General features: G+C 60.1%; 13 protein-coding genes and 1 tRNA gene. 13 read left to right on the top strand and 1 reads right to left on the bottom strand.

The window, feature by feature from the left end:
* Nucleotides 1-6: 6 nt before the first annotated feature.
* The 9 genes from F475_RS03770 (at nt 7) to F475_RS03730 (ending at nt 11,004) form a co-directional block, all read left to right on the top strand.
* Nucleotides 7-1,086 carry a glycosyltransferase gene (locus F475_RS03770; RefSeq protein ID WP_111453159.1) on the top strand — a complete coding sequence of 360 codons (1,080 nt, stop codon included), beginning with the start codon at nt 7-9 and terminating at the stop codon, nt 1,084-1,086.
* Nucleotides 1,083-2,192, top strand: a complete 1,110-nt coding sequence (locus tag F475_RS03765; protein WP_111453158.1) for a glycosyltransferase — start codon at nt 1,083-1,085, stop codon at nt 2,190-2,192. Before F475_RS03770 ends, F475_RS03765 begins: the two co-directional genes overlap by 4 nt.
* Nucleotides 2,192-3,505, top strand: a complete 1,314-nt coding sequence (locus F475_RS03760) for an O-antigen ligase (RefSeq protein ID WP_111453157.1) — start codon at nt 2,192-2,194, stop codon at nt 3,503-3,505. The genes F475_RS03765 and F475_RS03760 overlap by 1 nt, the downstream gene beginning before the upstream one ends.
* Nucleotides 3,506-3,522: 17 nt before the next feature.
* Nucleotides 3,523-4,476, top strand: a complete 954-nt coding sequence (locus F475_RS03755) for a glycosyltransferase family 2 protein (protein WP_111453156.1) — start codon at nt 3,523-3,525, stop codon at nt 4,474-4,476.
* 13 nt (nt 4,477-4,489) lie between these two features.
* Nucleotides 4,490-5,908, top strand: coding sequence for an oligosaccharide flippase family protein (locus F475_RS03750; RefSeq protein WP_086945653.1), 1,419 nt, complete (start codon nt 4,490-4,492; stop codon nt 5,906-5,908).
* Nucleotides 5,909-5,991: 83 nt separating this feature from the next.
* Nucleotides 5,992-7,056: a UDP-glucose 4-epimerase GalE gene (gene galE, locus F475_RS03745; protein WP_096480326.1), complete on the top strand. Its 1,065-nt coding sequence runs from the start codon at nt 5,992-5,994 to the stop codon at nt 7,054-7,056.
* The gene (locus F475_RS03740; RefSeq protein WP_111453155.1) at nt 7,053-8,525 is read left to right on the top strand and encodes a family 16 glycosylhydrolase; all 1,473 of its coding nucleotides are present in this window, start codon (nt 7,053-7,055) and stop codon (nt 8,523-8,525) included. Before galE ends, F475_RS03740 begins: the two co-directional genes overlap by 4 nt.
* Nucleotides 8,526-8,593: 68 nt before the next feature.
* Complete coding sequence (locus F475_RS03735) at nt 8,594-8,887, top strand: hypothetical protein (protein ID WP_111453154.1); 294 nt, start codon at nt 8,594-8,596, stop codon at nt 8,885-8,887.
* A gap of 119 nt (nt 8,888-9,006) precedes the next feature.
* Nucleotides 9,007-11,004 (top strand): U32 family peptidase, encoded by a 1,998-nt coding sequence (locus F475_RS03730; RefSeq protein WP_064617477.1) that lies wholly within the window; start codon nt 9,007-9,009, stop codon nt 11,002-11,004.
* Between the two features lie 413 nt (nt 11,005-11,417).
* Here F475_RS03730 and F475_RS03720 read toward each other — a convergent pair.
* A tRNA-Gln gene (locus tag F475_RS03720) sits at nt 11,418-11,492 on the bottom strand.
* Between the two features lie 224 nt (nt 11,493-11,716).
* On the opposite strand from F475_RS03720, the gene F475_RS03715 reads away from it, so the two are divergent.
* The 4 genes from F475_RS03715 to F475_RS03700 form a co-directional block, all read left to right on the top strand.
* Entirely contained in the window at nt 11,717-12,829 is a 1,113-nt protein-coding gene (locus tag F475_RS03715; protein ID WP_111453153.1) for a CapA family protein, read from the top strand.
* 154 nt (nt 12,830-12,983) lie between these two features.
* Nucleotides 12,984-14,723 (top strand): dipeptidase, encoded by a 1,740-nt coding sequence (locus F475_RS03710; protein WP_111453152.1) that lies wholly within the window; start codon nt 12,984-12,986, stop codon nt 14,721-14,723.
* Nucleotides 14,724-14,880: 157 nt separating this feature from the next.
* Entirely contained in the window at nt 14,881-16,857 is a 1,977-nt protein-coding gene (locus tag F475_RS03705) for a metallophosphoesterase (RefSeq protein ID WP_111453151.1), read from the top strand.
* Between the two features lie 211 nt (nt 16,858-17,068).
* The coding region (locus F475_RS03700) for a DUF5801 repeats-in-toxin domain-containing protein (protein ID WP_256597067.1) at nt 17,069-17,895 on the top strand (827 nt) is incomplete at its 3' end.

Raw genomic sequence — 17,895 nt, 5'->3', positions numbered from 1 at the left:
CCAACCATGCATATCCTGTTCATCCTCAAGGACTTCAAGCCCGATGGCGGCCTGGAGCGTGTCCAGCAGCGCCTGGCCCGGCAGTTTCTCAAGGATGGCCAGCGGGTCAGTTACTTCGTCATGAACGGCGATACCGCGGACGACGAAGAAGCGGCCACCTTCAATGGTGGCGGCAATGGATTCTTCGGTCTGCTCAAGTCGATCGGAGTGCTGCGTCGCCTTATCCGCCGCGAGCGTGTGACCCACCTTATCGCCGCCAAGGAACAGGCCAACCTCTGCACCTGGTTTGCCACCCTGGGTCGCTCATGCAAGGTCATCTACGCCCGTCACGCGGCACTGGATTGCGGCGAGCAGAGAATAGGCCTCACTACCCTGCGCCTGCTCTATGGGTTGTACCTCTGCGGCAACGATCAGGTGGTGGCGGTATCCAAAGGCCTGCATCAGGCCCTCGCCGATCTGGTGCCCTGGGGTCGCCAGCGTATCCGTTATTGCCCCAATGCGGTGGTCACCGAACAACTGCTCAGCGCCGCGCAGACGCCCCTGCTCAGAGGGTTGCCGACCGAGTTCTGGTTGGCAGTGGGCCGGCTGGTGGAACCGAAGGGCTTCCATTTGCTGCTCGATGCCTATGCCATGGCCTTGAGCAGCGCCGCGCTGCCGGATCTGGTGATCATTGGCGATGGGCCGCAACTCGCCGCGCTGACATTGCAGGCAAACCACCTGGGCATCGAGGACCGTGTGCATTTCACTGGTTTCCTGAGCAATCCCTACCCATTGATCAGGCATGCACGACTGCTGATCCTGAGTTCCTTTCATGAAGGCTTGCCGACCGTCCTGATCGAGGCCCTGGCGCTGGGTACGCCCGTGCTGGCCTGCGACTGCGAGACCGGGCCCAGGGAGCTGCTTGATAACGGCCGACTCGGCCAACTGGTCAAGGTCAATGATGTACCGGCACTGGCCGAAGGAATGCTGCGCAGCCTGGCCTCACAAGACCAGGCTGCGCCAAACGCACAAGTGGCCGCTGATGCAGTCCGCCAGTACACCAGTCAATACGCCGCGCAGGCGTATTACCAGGTATGGAATCAATGAAAAAATTGCTGATTATTCTGCAGGACTTGGGTGGAGGCGGTGCCGAAAAAATGATGGCGCGCCTCGCTGGAGCGCTGACTGACGCTGGCAATGACGTGACTTTACTGATGCTCACTGGCACCGGCGTGAACTCGGCGCACCTCGACCCACGGGTAAAACAGGTCGAGTTGCACAGCGCGCGCAGCTCCAGGGCCGTGCCGGCGCTGGCACGCTTTCTTCGCCACAATCGCTTCGACGCGCTACTGGCCGCCCTCACCCACGTCAACGTCGTGGCCATCGCTGCCGCCGCGCTGTCAGGTACGCTGGCGCGCCTGCATGTCAGCGAGCGCAACGCGTTTTCCCATGACAAATATGTCAACCCTGCGTTGAAGGTGCGCACAGCGTATCTGCTGGCACCATTGCTGTATCGACTGATCCCCAATCCGGTGATCTGCGTCTCGCGCGGCGTAGCCCAGGATCTGATCGACACCACCATCACCCGCCCCCAGGATGTCACCATCGCCGACAATCCGGTGCTCGACAACGATTTTCGCGACAAGGCACCGGCGCGTCCAAACCACCGCTGGCTGCAGGAAAAGTCCACCCCGGTGATTGTCGCCGTGGGCCGCCTGGCGCGACAAAAAGGCTTTGACGTATTGATCGACGCCTTCGCCCGACTGCCCGATCCCAGTGCCCGATTGATCATTTTCGGCGAAGGCGCGCTCAGGGCCCAATTGCTCGAACAAGCGGTCGCTGTGGGCGTGGCCGACCGGTTCGATTTACCAGGCTATACCAGTGATCCGATGGCAGAAGTGGCGGCGGCCGATTGTTTTGTACTGTCGTCGCGTTTCGAGGGCAGCCCCAACGCACTGGTCGAGGCCATGGCCACTGGCACTCCGGTGGTATCGACTCACTGCCCCTATGGACCGCAAGAGATTCTCGATAATGGCGCGATCGCTCCGCTGGTGGCCGTCGACGCCCCTGACGCGCTGGCGCAGGCCATCACGATGCAGCTGACGTTGCCGCGTGATGTAAATCGCCAGGCCCGCATCGATGCCGCCGCCCGTTTCGTGAGCGCTTGCGCGGCGAAAACTTATCTCGATGCGCTACTCGGGAGGCAGTCGTGATGAACACACTGGAACTCAGGTACAGCACGCTGCGCAACGCCTTCACGCTGTTCGGTGTGCTGTTCTACATCCAGGTGATCGGATTTTTTTCCGGGCTGGCGGATACGTCAAATCTGGACTTGGCCGAAAAAGACCTCGAAGGCAACGCGGTCAATCAGATTTGCGGTCTGATCACCCTGCTGGTACCGCTGTTCTTCTTCATCCGCAACAAGGTCTTCCTCAGCAAAAGCTTTTACAGGAACAACGCCTTCTTGCTGGTGTTCATGCTCTGCCTGGCGGTATCGATCAGTTGGTCCCACGACCCGATGTTAAGTTTCAAACGTTTTGTGGCGCTGATCAGCGTGGTCTTCTTTGCGGGTTTCATCGCCTACAACTACAGCCTCGAGAAAATCGCCTTCATGCTCGGCTGTCTCATCGGCGCCGCTGCGTTGTTCGGCTTGATACTGGCGCTTGTCAGGCCCGATGTCGCCTTCATTAACGGCGGTGTTCGCGAGGGTGCATTCAAAGGGATTTTCCCGGATAAAAATGCCGGCGCCCGGATCAACGCGATCGCCATTTTGCTACTGCTGCCGATGATCCGTCAGGGCAATCCCTGGGCCATCATCTGCTCGTTGTTCTCGCTGATCGCGATTGCACTGGCCCAATCCGCCACCGCCACAGCACTGATTGTTGCCGGCACCGTGAGCTACTGGTACTTCCTCACGCTGATCCGTTTGCACATCAACCGTTCATGGCCCGCATTCCTCGGCACGACGATCGTCTATTTGCTGATCTGTTTCTTTCTCTACGGCAACTACACGCTGCTGCTGGAGCTGACCGGTCGTGATCCATCACTCACCGACCGCACGTTGATCTGGGACCTGCTCACACCGCTGATCGACGCCGAATTCCTCAAGGGTTACGGCTTCGGCGCCTTCTGGTCCAGCCCCAGCGCCGAGGTCTTTATCAGCCGCTGGGGTTACATCGGTAATGCCCACAACGGCTACATCGAAACCTTGCTGAACGGCGGTATCGTTCAGTTGATAGCGCTGCTCCTCATGCTGATCGAGGCACTGCTAAAACACTATCGGGCCGTGATGGCGGACCAATCGGCACGGTTTCATGTCAGCGCGATGGTCATCGTCGGATCATTCATGCTCACCAACTATGTAGCGTATGTCGTGCCCAACTACCGCTCGGCGGAGTTTCTGGTGTTCTGCGTCCTGGCCCTGTCCTTTCGGCATCACCACGCGAAATACCCCGTGTTGTCAGCAGCAACCCTGCGTCAGCGTCCGTCCGGCGAGGCATTGCCGCGCGATTCAGCCAAGGCGTAACGAAAGGAGAAATAACCATGCCAGACCAAGCCCACCCTTCACCCAATACCGTGTGCGTCATAATCGCGATGTACAACGGCGCCGACAGCATTGAGCAAACACTGGCGTCCGTGGCCGGGCAAACGCGACTGCCCGATCACGTCATCGTCATCGACGATGGTTCCACCGATGATGGACCCCAACGGGTCAGGGACTTCGCGGCGCCGTTTCGCCTGACGCTGTTGCATCAAGCCAACGAAGGCCAGGCCAGCGCCCGCAACCACGGACTGCAGCACACTGAAGAGACTCTTGTGGCGTTTCTCGATGCCGATGACAGATGGTATCCGCGAAAGCTGGAGCAACAAGTGGCACTGTTTGAAGAACTGGATCGTCAGGGACGGCCGGTGGGGCTGATAGATTGCTACGTGCATAACGACTACAGCGATGGCAGGCGAATACTGGAAGACCGGCAAAAAAACGGTAGGCATTTCGACGATTTCATCCGCGCCAACGTCCTCAATGGCGTGTCCTCCGCGATGGTCAAACGCGACGTGATCATGCAACTCGGCGGCTTCAATGCCAGCCTGCGTTACTCCGAAGACCGCTTCATGTGGACCCGGATCGCCGAACACTGGGAGGTCCATACGGTGCCAGAGGTGCTGCTGCAGCGCATGGTCAACAGCGCCAACATGACCGCGCAACCGACAAGGTACTACCCGCACAAGATCAGGTTCATCGAAGAGTACCTCGCCCACTTTGGCCCGCAGCTCAGCAAGCAGCAACGGATCGATTTCGCGCTGGGCAGCCTCTCCGACTTTCTCGAACTGTTTTCCCGCAGAGGAGAGCATGCCCAAGTGATCGGTGTGTACCGGCGAATGCTGGAGTATTCCTGGCAAGCGCTGATCTTCAGGAACGGCAAACCGACATTGCGCTTCCTCTATGCATGCGTCCAATCATTGCGCAAGGCACCTGCGTCCACCACCGCTCATTGAGCCGGTATCCGCCATGGCCAATCATCGTCTGGTTAAATTGATCTGGATTTTCACCGAGAAATTCGGCCTGATTTTCCTGTCGATGATTACCTTTGTCGCGTATGCCAGGCTGCTGTCGCCCACAGAGTTGGGTGTGGGCACGGTCATCATTGCCGTCGTCGAGTTGATCGGGATGATTTATTCCTCGGTTCTGGAAGACCCGCTGGTACGACTCGAACGACTGGAAGACAAACACATCGCCACAGCCTTCTGGGCGTCGGTACTCGTCAGCCTGCTGTCCATCGTCGTCATCTCGGGCGCGGTAACGCTGTACACACCCGACCCGGTGCTGCGATGGATGACGGCGGTGGCCTCGGTGAAAATCCTGTTCACCATGATGGCGCGGGTCTATGTGGCGCAAATGCGCCGTAGCGGCAACTTCAGGATGTTGGCGTCGCGCACGTTACTGGGCAAAGTGTGTGGTGGCGTGGGTGGCATCGCTGTCGCGCTTTGGGGGTTGGGGGCCTGGGCGGTCATTGCCCAGGTACTGATCATGGAGTTCGTGTCCATTGTCGTATTGATGCGTGCAGACCCGCGCCGCATTGCCTTTTACATTGACGGCCCGCTCCTGCGCGAACTGTTGAAGGCCGGCGCACCGGTTGCCATCAACGCGCTGAGTTCGCAAACGCTACAACGCGGGGTCACCGTCATCCTGGGCATGACGGCCGGTAGCAACGCGGTGGGCATGTTCAACATGGCGATGCGCATCATCGATCTGCCGCGCACGGCGATCTATCACGGCCTGATCAGCTATGCGCTGCCGGTGTTTGCCCGGCGCAGCGCCGATCCCTCGCGGTTGCGCGCGATCATCAGCGATTCGACCGCCGTCAGCGGCTTCCTGCTGACGCCCCTGTTCATCGGCATCGCACTCACGGCGCATGACCTGATCCTGTTGATCTTCGGCGCCAAATGGACCGAGGCCATTCCCCTGCTGCAAGTGCTTGCGTGCACGGCAGCCATCGGCAATACCGCCATGTACGCCACAACCGCACTGGTCGCGGTCAATTGCAGCCACCTGACCATCAAGGCCGAAGTGGCAACCACCGTACTGGCACTGGCGCTGGTCTATAGCTTCGGCAGCCTTTATGGCGGCATGGCCGCCGCCCTCGCCCTGCTAGCCCGGATGGCGATCATCACGCCACTGCAAATCCGTGGGTTGAACCGCGCAATCGGCTATGACTGGCGGCTGTTTTTCGAAACCAACTATCGCAGCGTGGTTGCCTCGTTGGTCATGGCTGCGATCGTCCTGATGGTTTCTTCCCGATTGAGTGTTCAAGGCTACCTGCACCTGTTCTGCAGCATCGTGGTTGGCGCGCTGAGCTATGCCGTGGCGTACAGCGTGATGCATCCGCGCTGGCTGCAAGAATTCAAATCGGTTTTCACCACCCGCTGAGAGGACGCACCCGACAACCTTTCTCCTACCCGGCCCACATTCTCCTGACTCGCGCAATTTCCTTGTGACAGGAACGCCTCATCATGCACAAAACCACGTTGATTACCGGCGGGGCCGGATACATCGGCTCGCATACCACCCTGACCCTGATTGACGCCGGTCAACAGGTGCTGGTCCTCGATAACTTGTGTAACAGCTGCCGCGAATCGCTCGCGCGCCTGGAGTATCTGACTCGCAAGCGAGTCGACTTCATTGAAGGTGATATCCGCGATAACCACCTGCTCGATGATATCTTCAGCCGCTACGACATCGATGCCGTGGTGCACTTTGCCGGTCTCAAATCCGTGGAGGAAAGCATTCGAAAGCCGCTCGACTATTACGCCAACAATGTCATTGGTACGCTCAATCTTTGCCATGCGATGGCCCGATTCGAGGTCTTCAAACTGGTGTTCAGCTCATCGGCCACGGTGTATGGCATTCCCCGACAGATACCGCTCATTGAAGATCTAGGCACAGGCAAACCGATCAATCCCTATGGTCGTACCAAGCTGCTGATCGAAGAGTTGCTCACCGACTTGTGCCTGTCCGATCCGCAGTGGAGCATTGCGGTGCTGCGCTACTTCAACCCGATTGGTGCTCACGATAGCGGGCTGATCGGGGAAAACCCCAATGGCAAGCCCAACAATCTGCTGCCTTGCCTGACACGAGTCGCGATGAGGCAAATGCCCGAACTCACCGTATACGGCAGCGACTATCCCACCGTCGACGGAACGTGCGTGCGCGATTACGTCCATGTGGTCGACCTTGCCGAAGGCCATCTCAAAGCGTTGCGGGCGTTGCAGAACAGAAACGGTATCCACGTCTGGAACCTGGGAACAGGCATTGGCCACAGCGTGCTGCAAATCATCCGCAGCTTCGAGGACATTACCGGTATTACCATCCCGTTCCGGTTCGCGCCGCGCCGTGTCGGCGATATCGCCGAATGTTGGGCCGACCCCACCAAGGCGGGGCGTGATCTGGGCTGGTACGCACAGCGCGACCTGATGCAGATGATCATCGACACCTGGCGATGGCAAATGTGTAATCCGCACGGATACCGCTCCCAACCCGGATTGGCCGCATCGATTGTGTTAAAGCAATGGGTATGAGCAGGTACATCCTTTTGGCAGCCCTGGTATCGGTTGTGTGCTACGCGTCGGGGGGCACTCCCCCGCCGCTGGCCAACGGCCTGGTGCTGTGGCTCGACGCTGCCGATGCTTCAAAAATGACCTTCGATGCCCAGAACCACCTCCTGCGGTGGCACGACAAGTCCGGCAAATCCAATGACGTTACCGTAGACGATGCCGCAGGCGCCGCACTTCCGCTGCGTGTGGAGGACGCCATGAATGGCCATTCGGTGGTGCGTTTGAGTGGCTCGTCGGCGTTCCTTGGCAAGACAATTCGTGCCGCAAAAGGCCCCATGACCTTATTGATCGTGTCACGCAGACTGAACGGGCAAAGCGGCGGCGAGACCTGGCAGCGGCTGTTCAGCTCGCGCCCGTGGATCGCTGAAAACGACAACGTGGCACCGAATTTCGCGATCAGCGTGCAACAGCCCACCGCCTACGATCCAACCCTGTTTGTTCTGGAACTCAACGACGTGCCTATAGGCCCGTTTGCGGTGGGGCGCAATGTGGTCGGTAGCACTGAAGACTTGCGTGGCGACATCGCGGAAGTGTTGGTGTACGACCGTCACCTGGCCTCTCTGGAGGAACGGCAGCGCGTGTTTCAGTATCTGGCGCAAAAGTGGTCCGTCGCTATCCCCAAGGCTGCCAATTCCTGGACCCGTATCGGCCCCCTGGACGCTGTACCGCAGCGGATCAATGCCGAACTGCCGTTGTCCGATCAGGCCAATGTCGGCCAATGGAGGGTGGACAGCCAATTTTCCGACGACTTCAACGGTGCGACCCTTAACACCAGTCGCTGGCACGTCAACAATGCCACGGGCACCGAATCGCTCGGGCGTAAACCGGCGCTGTTCACGCCGAACAATGCCTACCTGAGTGATGGCAATCTCAACATCGTTTTCCGCAAGGAAAACGTGCCGCAAAAGTACGTTCGGCTGGGTTACCAAGGCTATAGCTCGGCGATGGTCCGCACGATCGAGCGCAGTTTTTACGGCTACTACGAAGCCCGCGCCAAACCCATGGAATCGGCGGGTTCCAGCGCCTTCTGGCTAGCGTGGACGGGGCTTGCCGACAATGCCACGGAGATCGACATATTCGAGATCGGCGGCAAGACCAAGGGCGCCGCCTTCGACCGTCTATACAACATGAACGCCCACGTCTGGGCCACGCCACAGAGCACCGCCCACCTCAGCGACGGCAGCAGCTGGATCGCCCCGTGGCGCCTGGCCAGCGACTTTCATGTCTACGGTTTTGACTGGCAACCCGACACCTTGCGCTGGTACGTAGACGGCGTCCTGGTGCGAGAGGCCAAGAACACCCACTGGTTCTTCCCGATGCAAATCAACTTTGACAGCGAGGCCATGTGGAATTGGTTCGGCGTTGTCGACGACGCCGATCTGCCCTCCACATTCAGCGTGGACTACCTCAAGGTGTGGCGGCGCGGTCGATAGCCGGGTCTTGATCCAGCGTCTTTGAATTTGATCCTTCCCCCTTCACGTCAATCGAGAGGGCGCGGTGAATGAACGGCACGATGACTTCCGAGCAAGCGACAGCCTGTCTGAATCTGGCGCTTGAACGAAACAGACAACTGTTCAATGAAGCCTATGACCTGAGCCGCGCCGCCCTTGATCTTCTCGATCAGCCCCACATGGACGCGGAAAAATTCACGCAGTACCAAGAGAAAAAACGCAACGCCGATCGTAAATACCAGGAAGCCATCGAACACTTGCGATTAATCATGGCTGAATATTCTGTCCTTCCTTGCTCAGCGGCAGATTCATCACATCAGCCATCGGATTCGGCCAAAGGATGAAGCCGATGGTTATTCGTGTTGCTCAGCGGACAAACGCCATCGGGCAGCACATGGGTGCCGGTCAGGCGTTTCGCCGCTACAATGCGCACCTTGACCGTGACAAGCCAGACTAAAAAAACATGTCCCTACCCAAGCATCACCTGGAATTGCTCAGCCCCGCCCGTGACGTGGCCATCGCCCGCGAGGCCATCCTGCATGGCGCCGACGCGGTGTACATCGGCGGCCCGAGCTTCGGCGCCCGCCACAACGCCTGTAACGAGGTGAGCGATATCGCCCAATTGGTGGAATTCGCCCGTCGCTATCACGCGCGGGTGTTCACCACCATCAACACAATCCTGCATGACAACGAGCTGGAGCCGGCGCGCAAGCTGATCCACCAGTTGTACGACGCCGGCGTCGATGCGCTGATCGTCCAGGATCTGGGCGTGATGGAGCTGGACATTCCGCCGATCGAGCTGCACGCCAGCACCCAGACCGACATCCGCACCCTGGCGCGGGCAAAGTTCCTCGATCAGGCCGGTTTCTCGCAGCTGGTACTGGCCCGCGAGCTGAACCTCCAGGAGATCCGCGCGATTGCCGACGAGACCGACGCGGCCATCGAGTTTTTCATCCATGGCGCGCTGTGCGTGGCGTTCTCCGGCCAGTGCAACATCTCCCATGCGCAGACCGGCCGTAGCGCCAACCGTGGCGACTGCTCCCAGGCCTGCCGCCTGCCCTACACCCTCAAGGATGAAAAAGGCGGTGTGATCGCCTACGAAAAACACCTGCTGTCGATGAAGGACAACAACCAGAGCGCCAACATCCGCGCGCTGGTGGAAGCCGGTGTACGCTCGTTCAAGATCGAGGGGCGCTACAAGGACATGGGCTATGTGAAGAACATCACCGCCTACTATCGCCAGCGCCTGGACGACGTCCTCGAAGACCGTCCGGACCTGGCTCGCGCTTCCAGCGGCCGCACCGCGCACTTCTTCCTGCCCGATCCGGACAAGACTTTCCATCGTGGCAGCACCGACTACTTCGTCAGCGAGCGCAAGATCGACATCGGCGCCTTCGACTCGCCGACCTTCACCGGCCTGCCGGTGGGCGTGGTGGAGAAAGTCGGCAAGCGCGACCTGCTGGTGGTCACCCACGAACCGCTGTCCAACGGCGACGGCCTCAATGTGCTGGTCAAGCGCGAGGTGGTGGGCTGGCGTACCAACATCGCCGAACCGAAAGGCGAGTTCGAAGAAGACGGTGAAAAGCGCTACCGCTACCGTGTCGAGCCCAACGAAATGCCAAAGGGGCTGCACCAGTTGCGGCCGAATCACCCGCTGAGCCGCAACCTCGACCACAACTGGCAGCAAGCCCTGCTCAAGACCTCCGCCGAGCGCCGGGTGGGTCTGGCCTGGGTCGCTCGCCTGCGTGAGGATCGCCTCGAACTGACCGTCACCAGCGAGGAAGGTGTCAGCGCCAATGTCGCCCTGGACGGTCCATTCGGCCTGGCCAACAAGCCGGAACAGGCCCTGGAGCAACTGCACGACTTGCTCGGCCAATTGGGCACCACGCAGTACCATGCCACGGATATCAAGCTGGATGCACCGCAGGCGTATTTCATCCCGAACTCGCAGCTCAAGGCCTTGCGCCGCGAAGTCATCGAAGCGCTGACCGCGGCCCGCATCGAAGCCCACCCACGGGGTGGCCGCAAGGCCGAGACCAATCCGCCACCGGTGTACCCGGAGTCCCACCTGTCGTTCCTGGCCAACGTCTACAACCAGAAAGCCCGCGACTTCTATCACCGTCACGGCGTCAAGCTGATCGACGCGGCCTATGAGGCTCACGAGGAGACCGGCGAGGTGCCGGTGATGATCACCAAGCACTGCCTGCGCTTCTCCTTCAACCTCTGCCCCAAGCAGGCCAAGGGCGTCACCGGCGTGCGCACCAAGGTCGCGCCGATGCAGCTGGTGCACGGTGACGAGGTATTGACGTTGAAGTTCGACTGCAAGCCTTGCGAGATGCACGTGATCGGCAAGATGAAGGGGCACATCCTTGGTCTGCCGCAACCGGGCAGCGTGCAGCAGGTTGTCGGGCACATCAGCCCTGAAGACCTGCTCAAGACCATCCCTCGCGCGCCCCACTGAGTGACGGGCGAGCGCGCCGCTACGGCGTCGCGCTCGCTGTTCACTTAAGCCGTAATGCGATCTGTAGCAGCTGCCGAAGCCTGCGTTCGGCCTGTAGCAGCTGCCGAGCTCGCGAGGCTGCGTTCGGCTGCGCAGCAGTCGTAAAATCAGGCACTGCGGTCCGTCAGGCGCACCGTGCATTCAGGGTTTACGACTGCTTCGCAGCCGAACGCAGCCTCGCGAGCTCGGCAGCTGCTACAAGGAATGCGTCGCGGCTGAAATTGCTTAAGTGAACAGCATTACACCAAGAGGGGTATTTAACCGACACAAAAAAACGCCAGGCCGGATCGGCACTGGCGTTTCTCGTAAACACGACCATCCTGGACTCGCGCAATACTGTCGACTGAGTCATGACTGGATGAGTGTAAGGAAAATGGCAGGGGCGGCTGGATTCGAACCAACGCATGGCAGGATCAAAACCTGCTGCCTTACCGCTTGGCGACGCCCCTGTAGCTGTTGCGACGAGTGCCTGGCACTCTCTTTCTGATTTCGCAGCTTACGAGCAATAGCGAGCTGCTGCGTCCCTACGCTGCAAGCCCCGTAAGGGCCTCTGCAAGAACGCGCGGAAATTTATCAACTTTCGCTGCATCTGGGAAGCCCAAAAACAAACTAATTTGTTTTAAAACAGAGATTTACTGTTGATCCAGGCTATTCGGGATATCCGGAGGGTGCCATGGCAGCCGTTACCGATACGCTGAAGCTGTTTCTCACCGGCGATGTCATGACCGCCCGAGGCATCGACGCAGTGCTGCCGCATCCTGGCGATCCACGGCTTTACGAAGACTACGTCAAGAAAGCCGGCGATTACGTCCGGTTGGCAGAACGACGCAATGGCCCGATTCCCCGCCCGGTCGATTTCACCTATATCTGGGGCGTTGCGCTGGATGAGTTCGAACTTCGCCAGCCACACGCACGCATCATCAACCTGGAAACAGCGGTATCCCGACGCGGACGACCGGAGCCAAAGGGCATCAATTACCGCATGAGCCCGGAGAACTTCCCGGCCATCAGTGCCGCCGGCATCGACTGCTGCGTGCTGTCCAACAACCATGTGCTGGACTGGGGCGTGCCTGGCCTGGCCGATACGCTGGCCACCCTGGCGAACAACGGCATGTGCAGTGCCGGCGCCGGGCTCAACCGACAATCTGCCGAAGCGCCCGCCGTGCTGCCGTTGTCTGGCGGACAGCGCTTGCTGGTGTTTGGCCTCGGCGCTCCCGACAGCGGCATTCCACCGCAGTGGGCCGCCACGGATAGCCGCGCGGGCGTCGCGCGGCTGGAAGATCTGTCGATGCAAAGCCTGCGCCCTGTGGCCGAACGGATTCTCCAGTACAAAAATCCTGGGGATCGGGTGGTGGCCTCCATTCATTGGGGCGGCAACTGGGGGTTCGAGATCCCGCAGGAGCAGGTCCGGTTCGCCCATGCCCTGATCGATGAGGCCGGAGTTGACGTGGTGCACGGCCACTCCTCGCACCACGTCAAGGGCATCGAAGTGTACCGCGAGCGCCTGATTCTCTATGGCTGCGGGGATCTGCTGAACGATTACGAAGGCATCGAGGGCCACGCAGATTATCGCGGCGACCTGGGGCTTTTGTACTTTGCCTCGCTGGCCCCGGACGGACGCCTGCAGACGCTGGAGCTGATACCCACTCGCCTGCAGCGCTTTCGCCTCTGTCGCGCCGAAGGGGATGACCGTCAATGGCTGCAAGACACCCTTTCTCGCGAGTGCAAACGCTTGGGCAGCAGCCTCCAGACGGACGCGCAAAATGCCATCGAGTTGCATTGGTAGGCTTTTTCATTTCTGCGTCGCTTTTGCATTTCTGTGCGACAGATCGCACTTCAGGTACTCCCGTACTACTCCCTCTTGGTGTTAGTTTGGAAAAGTTTCTGACTAATCAATCAGATATTTCCTACCAACCACCTGCAAAGGAATGCCCCCAGCAATGGACTTTTCACTTAAGCAACTGGCCGCGACAACCCTGATGCTGGCCAGCCTTTCGTCGTTCACCACCTCAGCGCACGCCAACATTACCCCGCAACAGAGCGCGACCATCCTCAAGACCTTCAGCGATGCATCGGTAACGGATTTCAGGCAATTCCTGGAACGCCTGGCCAAGAGCGAGCTTGCCAAAACCGCCGACCTCGGCCCGGCAATCAGTGCTTTCCAGGGCAACAAGCCCCTTTCCGCTGAACAACAGAACGAGATTCATCGCCTGCTTGGCCTCTATGCGCGGGTGAAGTACGGCAACGCGGCTACCGAGACCCTGCGCGAACTGGTGGCCATCCCGACCTTCCGCGTGGACGGCGTGGCCCAACACGACAACCCTGAATTCATCAAGATCGCCGACAAGCTCAAGGGCCTGGCCCAGGCCTTCAACCTGAACTTTCGCAATATCGACAACCGAGTCTATGAAATATCCCTCGAAGGGGCTGGCGACGAAATCGTGGGCATTCACGCACATGCCGATGTGGTGCCCGTGACGCCGGAGAACTGGGTCTTGAAAGACGGCACCCGCCTCGACCCGTTCAAGGTCACCCTGGTCGGCGACCGTATGTATGGCCGAGGCACCGAGGATGACAAAAACGGCATCGTGGTCGCGCTCTACGCCATGAAGATCATCAAGGAAGAGAAGCTGCCGCTGGCTCGCCATTTCAAGCTGCTGGTAGACACCACCGAGGAAACCACCGGCGACGCCATCCCCTATTACTTCGAACACAACCCGACACCCAACTACAACCTGGCGCTGGATGGCGGCTACCCGGTGGTGATTGCCGAGAAAGGCTACGGCACCGTCATGGCGAACTTTGCCCTGCGGAGCGCTCAGGGCAAGGGCGCCGAAATCACCTCAATGACGGGCGGCCTGGCAACCAACCAGATTCCGTCGACATCGGTCGCTACCCTTGTGACTGACAAGCCCGCCGAACTGGCCGCCAGTCTGCAGAAGGCAGGTAGCGATTATGCCAAGCGCAATGGCGGCAACTTCGAGGTGACCGCCAAGGTCGTCGGCAAGGACGTCAAGCTCACGGTCACCGGCGTTTCCGCCCACTCCTCCGAGCCCGAGTCAGGCATCAACCCGGTGGCACGGATGCTGGGCTTCATCAACAGCCTCGACGGCAAGGTCGCGCTCAAGCACAACCACATTACCGACGCCGCCCGTTATGCCGTCGACAACTGGGGACTGGACTACCTGGGCGGCAAGTTGGGGGTCGGTTTTTCCGATGCCTTCATGGGGCCGCTGACCACCTCCCTGACCTATGTCGGGATGGATGAAAAAGCCTTCAAGCTTGCGGTCAACCTGCGCGTGCCGAAGGGCAAGTCCCCGGAAGCGCTCAAGGCTGAAATCGCCGAAAAGCTGGGTGCCTGGAGCAAGAAGACTCACATTGCAGTGGCTTTCGACTACAAGATCGCCGAGCCGATGTACCGCAACCCCGAAGGTGAATGGGTCAAGGCGCTGTTGGCTGTGGCCAGCGAGAACCTTGGCATGGAACACAAGTTCGGTACCTCAGCCGGCGCCACTTCGGTCCATGAGCTGCCCAACGGCGTGCAGTTCGGTTTGGCCAGGCCCGAGCTCAAGTACACCGGCCACAACGACAACGAGTTCAAGACCGTCGACCAGTTCCTGCTGGACCTGCAGATCGTGACCGAGATGATGGGTCGCATCGGGCAGTTGCCGACACTCTGATCCCCCTTCCGGACCCGCCATTCTGGCGGGTCCATCGTTTTGATCGTCTTGCCATGAACCGACGGCTATCGCATAACTGACCTATTCTGAATCAACCGACAAGAATTCAAACCCCACCTGATGTACCCGGACTCTTTACAGCAATGGAGGCTAGGCGATGAAGGAGCAATCGATTGAGTTCCGCCCTGGAGAGGGACACTTTGAAGAGGGGCACTCTGCGCTCCTCGCCATGACCCACGCCACCCAATCTTCCACGACCAATAGCCGCATCGAGCTCTACACCCAGGAGTCGATGGTCAACTGGTTAGGCCCGTTTCAGCTCATGCGCACGGGCATGCAATCGGCCGCGGCCACCACCATGGGTGCCTTCGCAGACCCACGCGATGTGTTGGCCATGCTCAACCCCCGGGGCTCTAACCCACCCATTCAGGTGGCTGCCGACGGTGATGTGTGGATCGACTATCTGGCGGATACCGGCGATGGCTGGGACTCCACCTATTCCATGGCGCTGTGCGTCAGCCAGGATGTCAAGTTGCCGGAGCTCACGCTGCCGCGCGGCGACGTGCTGCTGCTCGGCGGCGATCAGGTCTACCCCACACCGGCCCAATCCGGCTATCGCACCCGTTTCCTTGATCCCTTCCGCGCCGCCTTCCCCGCGCCGGTCCCCAAGGTCCGCCCGAATGAGCAGGACCAGCCCGTGCTGCAGCCAGGTGCACCGTGGATAGTGGCGACGCCCGGCAACCACGATTGGTATGACGGCCTGCGCGGGTTCTCCCAACTGTTTTGCGAGCAGAAGCCCATCGGCGGCTGGGAAACCCGTCAACACACCAGTTACTACGTGCTGCAGCTGCCCAATGGCTGGTGGATCTGGGGCCTGGACCTGCAATTGGAGTCGATGATCGACCGCCAGCAGAAGCAGTACTTCGAAGAGATGCGCGCCAAACTGCAGCCAGGCGACCGCGTGATCCTCTGTACACCCGAGCCGAGCTGGGTGGATGAGGCCGAACGACTCGCACGCGTGGGGCGCAAGACCCTGCCCTCGATCGAGACCCAGACCTTGCGCTTCAGCAGTCTGCGCGAGATCGAGCAGCTCTTGGGTGACCACTTGGCGGTGGTCCTGGCCGGAGACTCGCACCATTACGCGCGCTACCAGCCAAAAGCCGGCAGCCAGGCACCGCAACGCATCACCTGCGGAGGCGGTGGCGCCTTCCTGCATGGCACTCATCAACTTCCAGATCCGCCCGAGCCGATCAGCGTCGGCGGAACGCCGCAGCACTACGAGCTGGCGGCAACCTACCCGGATAAAAAAACCTCCGAGCAGCTGCGTAACCGGGCATGGCGGCTACCCACCCACAACCTCTCGTTCTGCGGCATGCTGGCGATCTTGTACTTGCTGTTCGACTGGATGGTAGAAAGCGCCAGCAAGGTGCCCCATCCGGCGCGCGATAATCGCAGCCTGGTCGAGGTATTGTCTGGCCTCGAAGCCTCTATTCCCAACCTGCGCGAGGTATGGCGACAGCTGGTCCTGGTCCTGGCACACAGTCCTTCGTCGGTGATGCTCGCCGTGACCATTGTGCTGGGCTGCGCAGTGCTCTCAGCCGCCGGGGTCAAACGCACCCGAAAGCTTGCCTATGGCGTCGGGGCCGTTCACGGGTTGCTTCACCTGGGACTGGCGATCGGGCTGCTGTGGCTCATGGGCCGTATCAACATCCACTACTTGCAGTTCGAGGTAGAAAACCTGCTCCAGGTCTTGTTGTTCCTGGTGGGGACACTGGTGCTCGGTGGTAGTTTGGGAGGCCTGCTATTCGGTGCCTGGATGGTCATGGCCAACACTTTATGGGGGCTACATAGCGAAGTGGTTTTTTCCTCGCAACGCATCGCCGACCACAAATGCTTTCTGCGCATGCACTTCAACGGCGACCAACTCACCCTCTACCCGCTCAAACTGGAGAAGGTCTGCCGGCGCTGGTCCGTGGCGTCGGGAGTCGCCAAACTGGCGAAGGTGCAGCGCACCTGGAGGTTGCGGGCAACGCCTGAAAGCACTGGCCCGCGCTTCGTGCCGGCCTCGGGCGAGCTCGAACTGCGGCTGATCGAGCAGCCCATCGTGATTCGGCGTGGAGGAACCAGCTCATGAGGTCGCCCCCGCCGCCGTCTTGTGCTCATTCACAAACGTAATATACGACGTTACTCCTTCGCGCCCTCCTCCTCTTTCCCCTCCCAAGTAGTCTGAAACTCCCATCCCGCATGGGAGTTTCGGCCGATGCGCAATCCCCGGCGCTTCTCCATAGTTGCGACCAAAGGTCAACGGTCAGGCCTCGATGACCGCAATTGCTCTGGAGAAAGTCATGGCTACCGGCGAGCAAAATTCATCGCTAACGGGCGATCCGACCCCCCTATACATTCCGACCCTCGACTCAGTGGTCAACGCTCTCAGCGTTGTGACCTCTGGCGCGAGCGTTACGCTGGACGAAACGGCCGGGTTGCAAAACAGCACCGCCACGCCAAGCCCCGCGGGAGACGCTGACGACAACGACATTTTGCTGGCCTCCCTGCCCTCGACTTTCTCTACCCGTTTGACCGCACTGGGTGCAGGTACCGCAATGGGTGCGGCCTTGAGTGGCTATACCGGCGCCGTGGGCAATACCGGCAGCAATGCGTTCAGCGTCACCGCCGACCCTGGAGCAACCATTACCAACGTCAGCTTCGTCGACAGCACTGGCGCACTGCTCAATGGCGTGGACAGCGGACTGGACACCCTCGATGGCACCAGCATCCTTCTCTATACCGATACGAGCAACGACAACATCCTGGTGGGCCGAGCCGGGAGCGCAAGCGGCGCAATCGTGTTCGCGGCCTATATCGAAGAAACCGGATCGCCACTCTCGGGCGGCAAGATCTGGACCGTGGAGTACCAACCGCTCAAGCATCCAGATGCGACGAACCCCGACGATGCGGTCAATCTGCTGAATAAGGTGTTCATCGGAGCCGGTCAGGACGCGGAATTCAGTCTGGCCAATGCGCCGTCGGGTCAGCAGTTGTTCCTGATGTTCACGACCGCGGGCGCGACGGCCGATGCGAACGGCCGGATTCCCGGCGTCTCGATCGTCGTCACCGGCAGGGATCCGCTGGATCAGTCGGCAAGCAGTGCTGCCATCACCAGCGCCGACACGGT

Source organism: Pseudomonas sp. URMO17WK12:I6 (assembly GCF_003253625.1).
In the GTDB taxonomy this organism is placed as follows: Bacteria; Pseudomonadota; Gammaproteobacteria; order Pseudomonadales; family Pseudomonadaceae; genus Aquipseudomonas.
Note: the sequence above shows the minus strand (reverse complement) of the source record. Positions and strands in the feature narration are given on the sequence as shown.

What these genes read in the sequence shown, in the direction of transcription:
- F475_RS03740 (WP_111453155.1), top strand. Translation starts at nt 7,053, where the DNA reads ATGAGCAGGTACATCCTTTTGGCAGCCCTGGTATCGGTTGTGTGCTAC.
- galE (WP_096480326.1), top strand. Translation starts at nt 5,992, where the DNA reads ATGCACAAAACCACGTTGATTACCGGCGGGGCCGGATACATCGGCTCG.
- F475_RS03760 (WP_111453157.1), top strand. Translation starts at nt 2,192, where the DNA reads ATGAACACACTGGAACTCAGGTACAGCACGCTGCGCAACGCCTTCACG.
- F475_RS03705 (WP_111453151.1), top strand. Translation starts at nt 14,881, where the DNA reads ATGAAGGAGCAATCGATTGAGTTCCGCCCTGGAGAGGGACACTTTGAA.
- F475_RS03730 (WP_064617477.1), top strand. Translation starts at nt 9,007, where the DNA reads ATGTCCCTACCCAAGCATCACCTGGAATTGCTCAGCCCCGCCCGTGAC.
- F475_RS03770 (WP_111453159.1), top strand. Translation starts at nt 7, where the DNA reads ATGCATATCCTGTTCATCCTCAAGGACTTCAAGCCCGATGGCGGCCTG.
- F475_RS03715 (WP_111453153.1), top strand. Translation starts at nt 11,717, where the DNA reads ATGGCAGCCGTTACCGATACGCTGAAGCTGTTTCTCACCGGCGATGTC.
- F475_RS03765 (WP_111453158.1), top strand. Translation starts at nt 1,083, where the DNA reads ATGAAAAAATTGCTGATTATTCTGCAGGACTTGGGTGGAGGCGGTGCC.
- F475_RS03735 (WP_111453154.1), top strand. Translation starts at nt 8,594, where the DNA reads ATGAACGGCACGATGACTTCCGAGCAAGCGACAGCCTGTCTGAATCTG.
- F475_RS03750 (WP_086945653.1), top strand. Translation starts at nt 4,490, where the DNA reads ATGGCCAATCATCGTCTGGTTAAATTGATCTGGATTTTCACCGAGAAA.
- F475_RS03755 (WP_111453156.1), top strand. Translation starts at nt 3,523, where the DNA reads ATGCCAGACCAAGCCCACCCTTCACCCAATACCGTGTGCGTCATAATC.
- F475_RS03710 (WP_111453152.1), top strand. Translation starts at nt 12,984, where the DNA reads ATGGACTTTTCACTTAAGCAACTGGCCGCGACAACCCTGATGCTGGCC.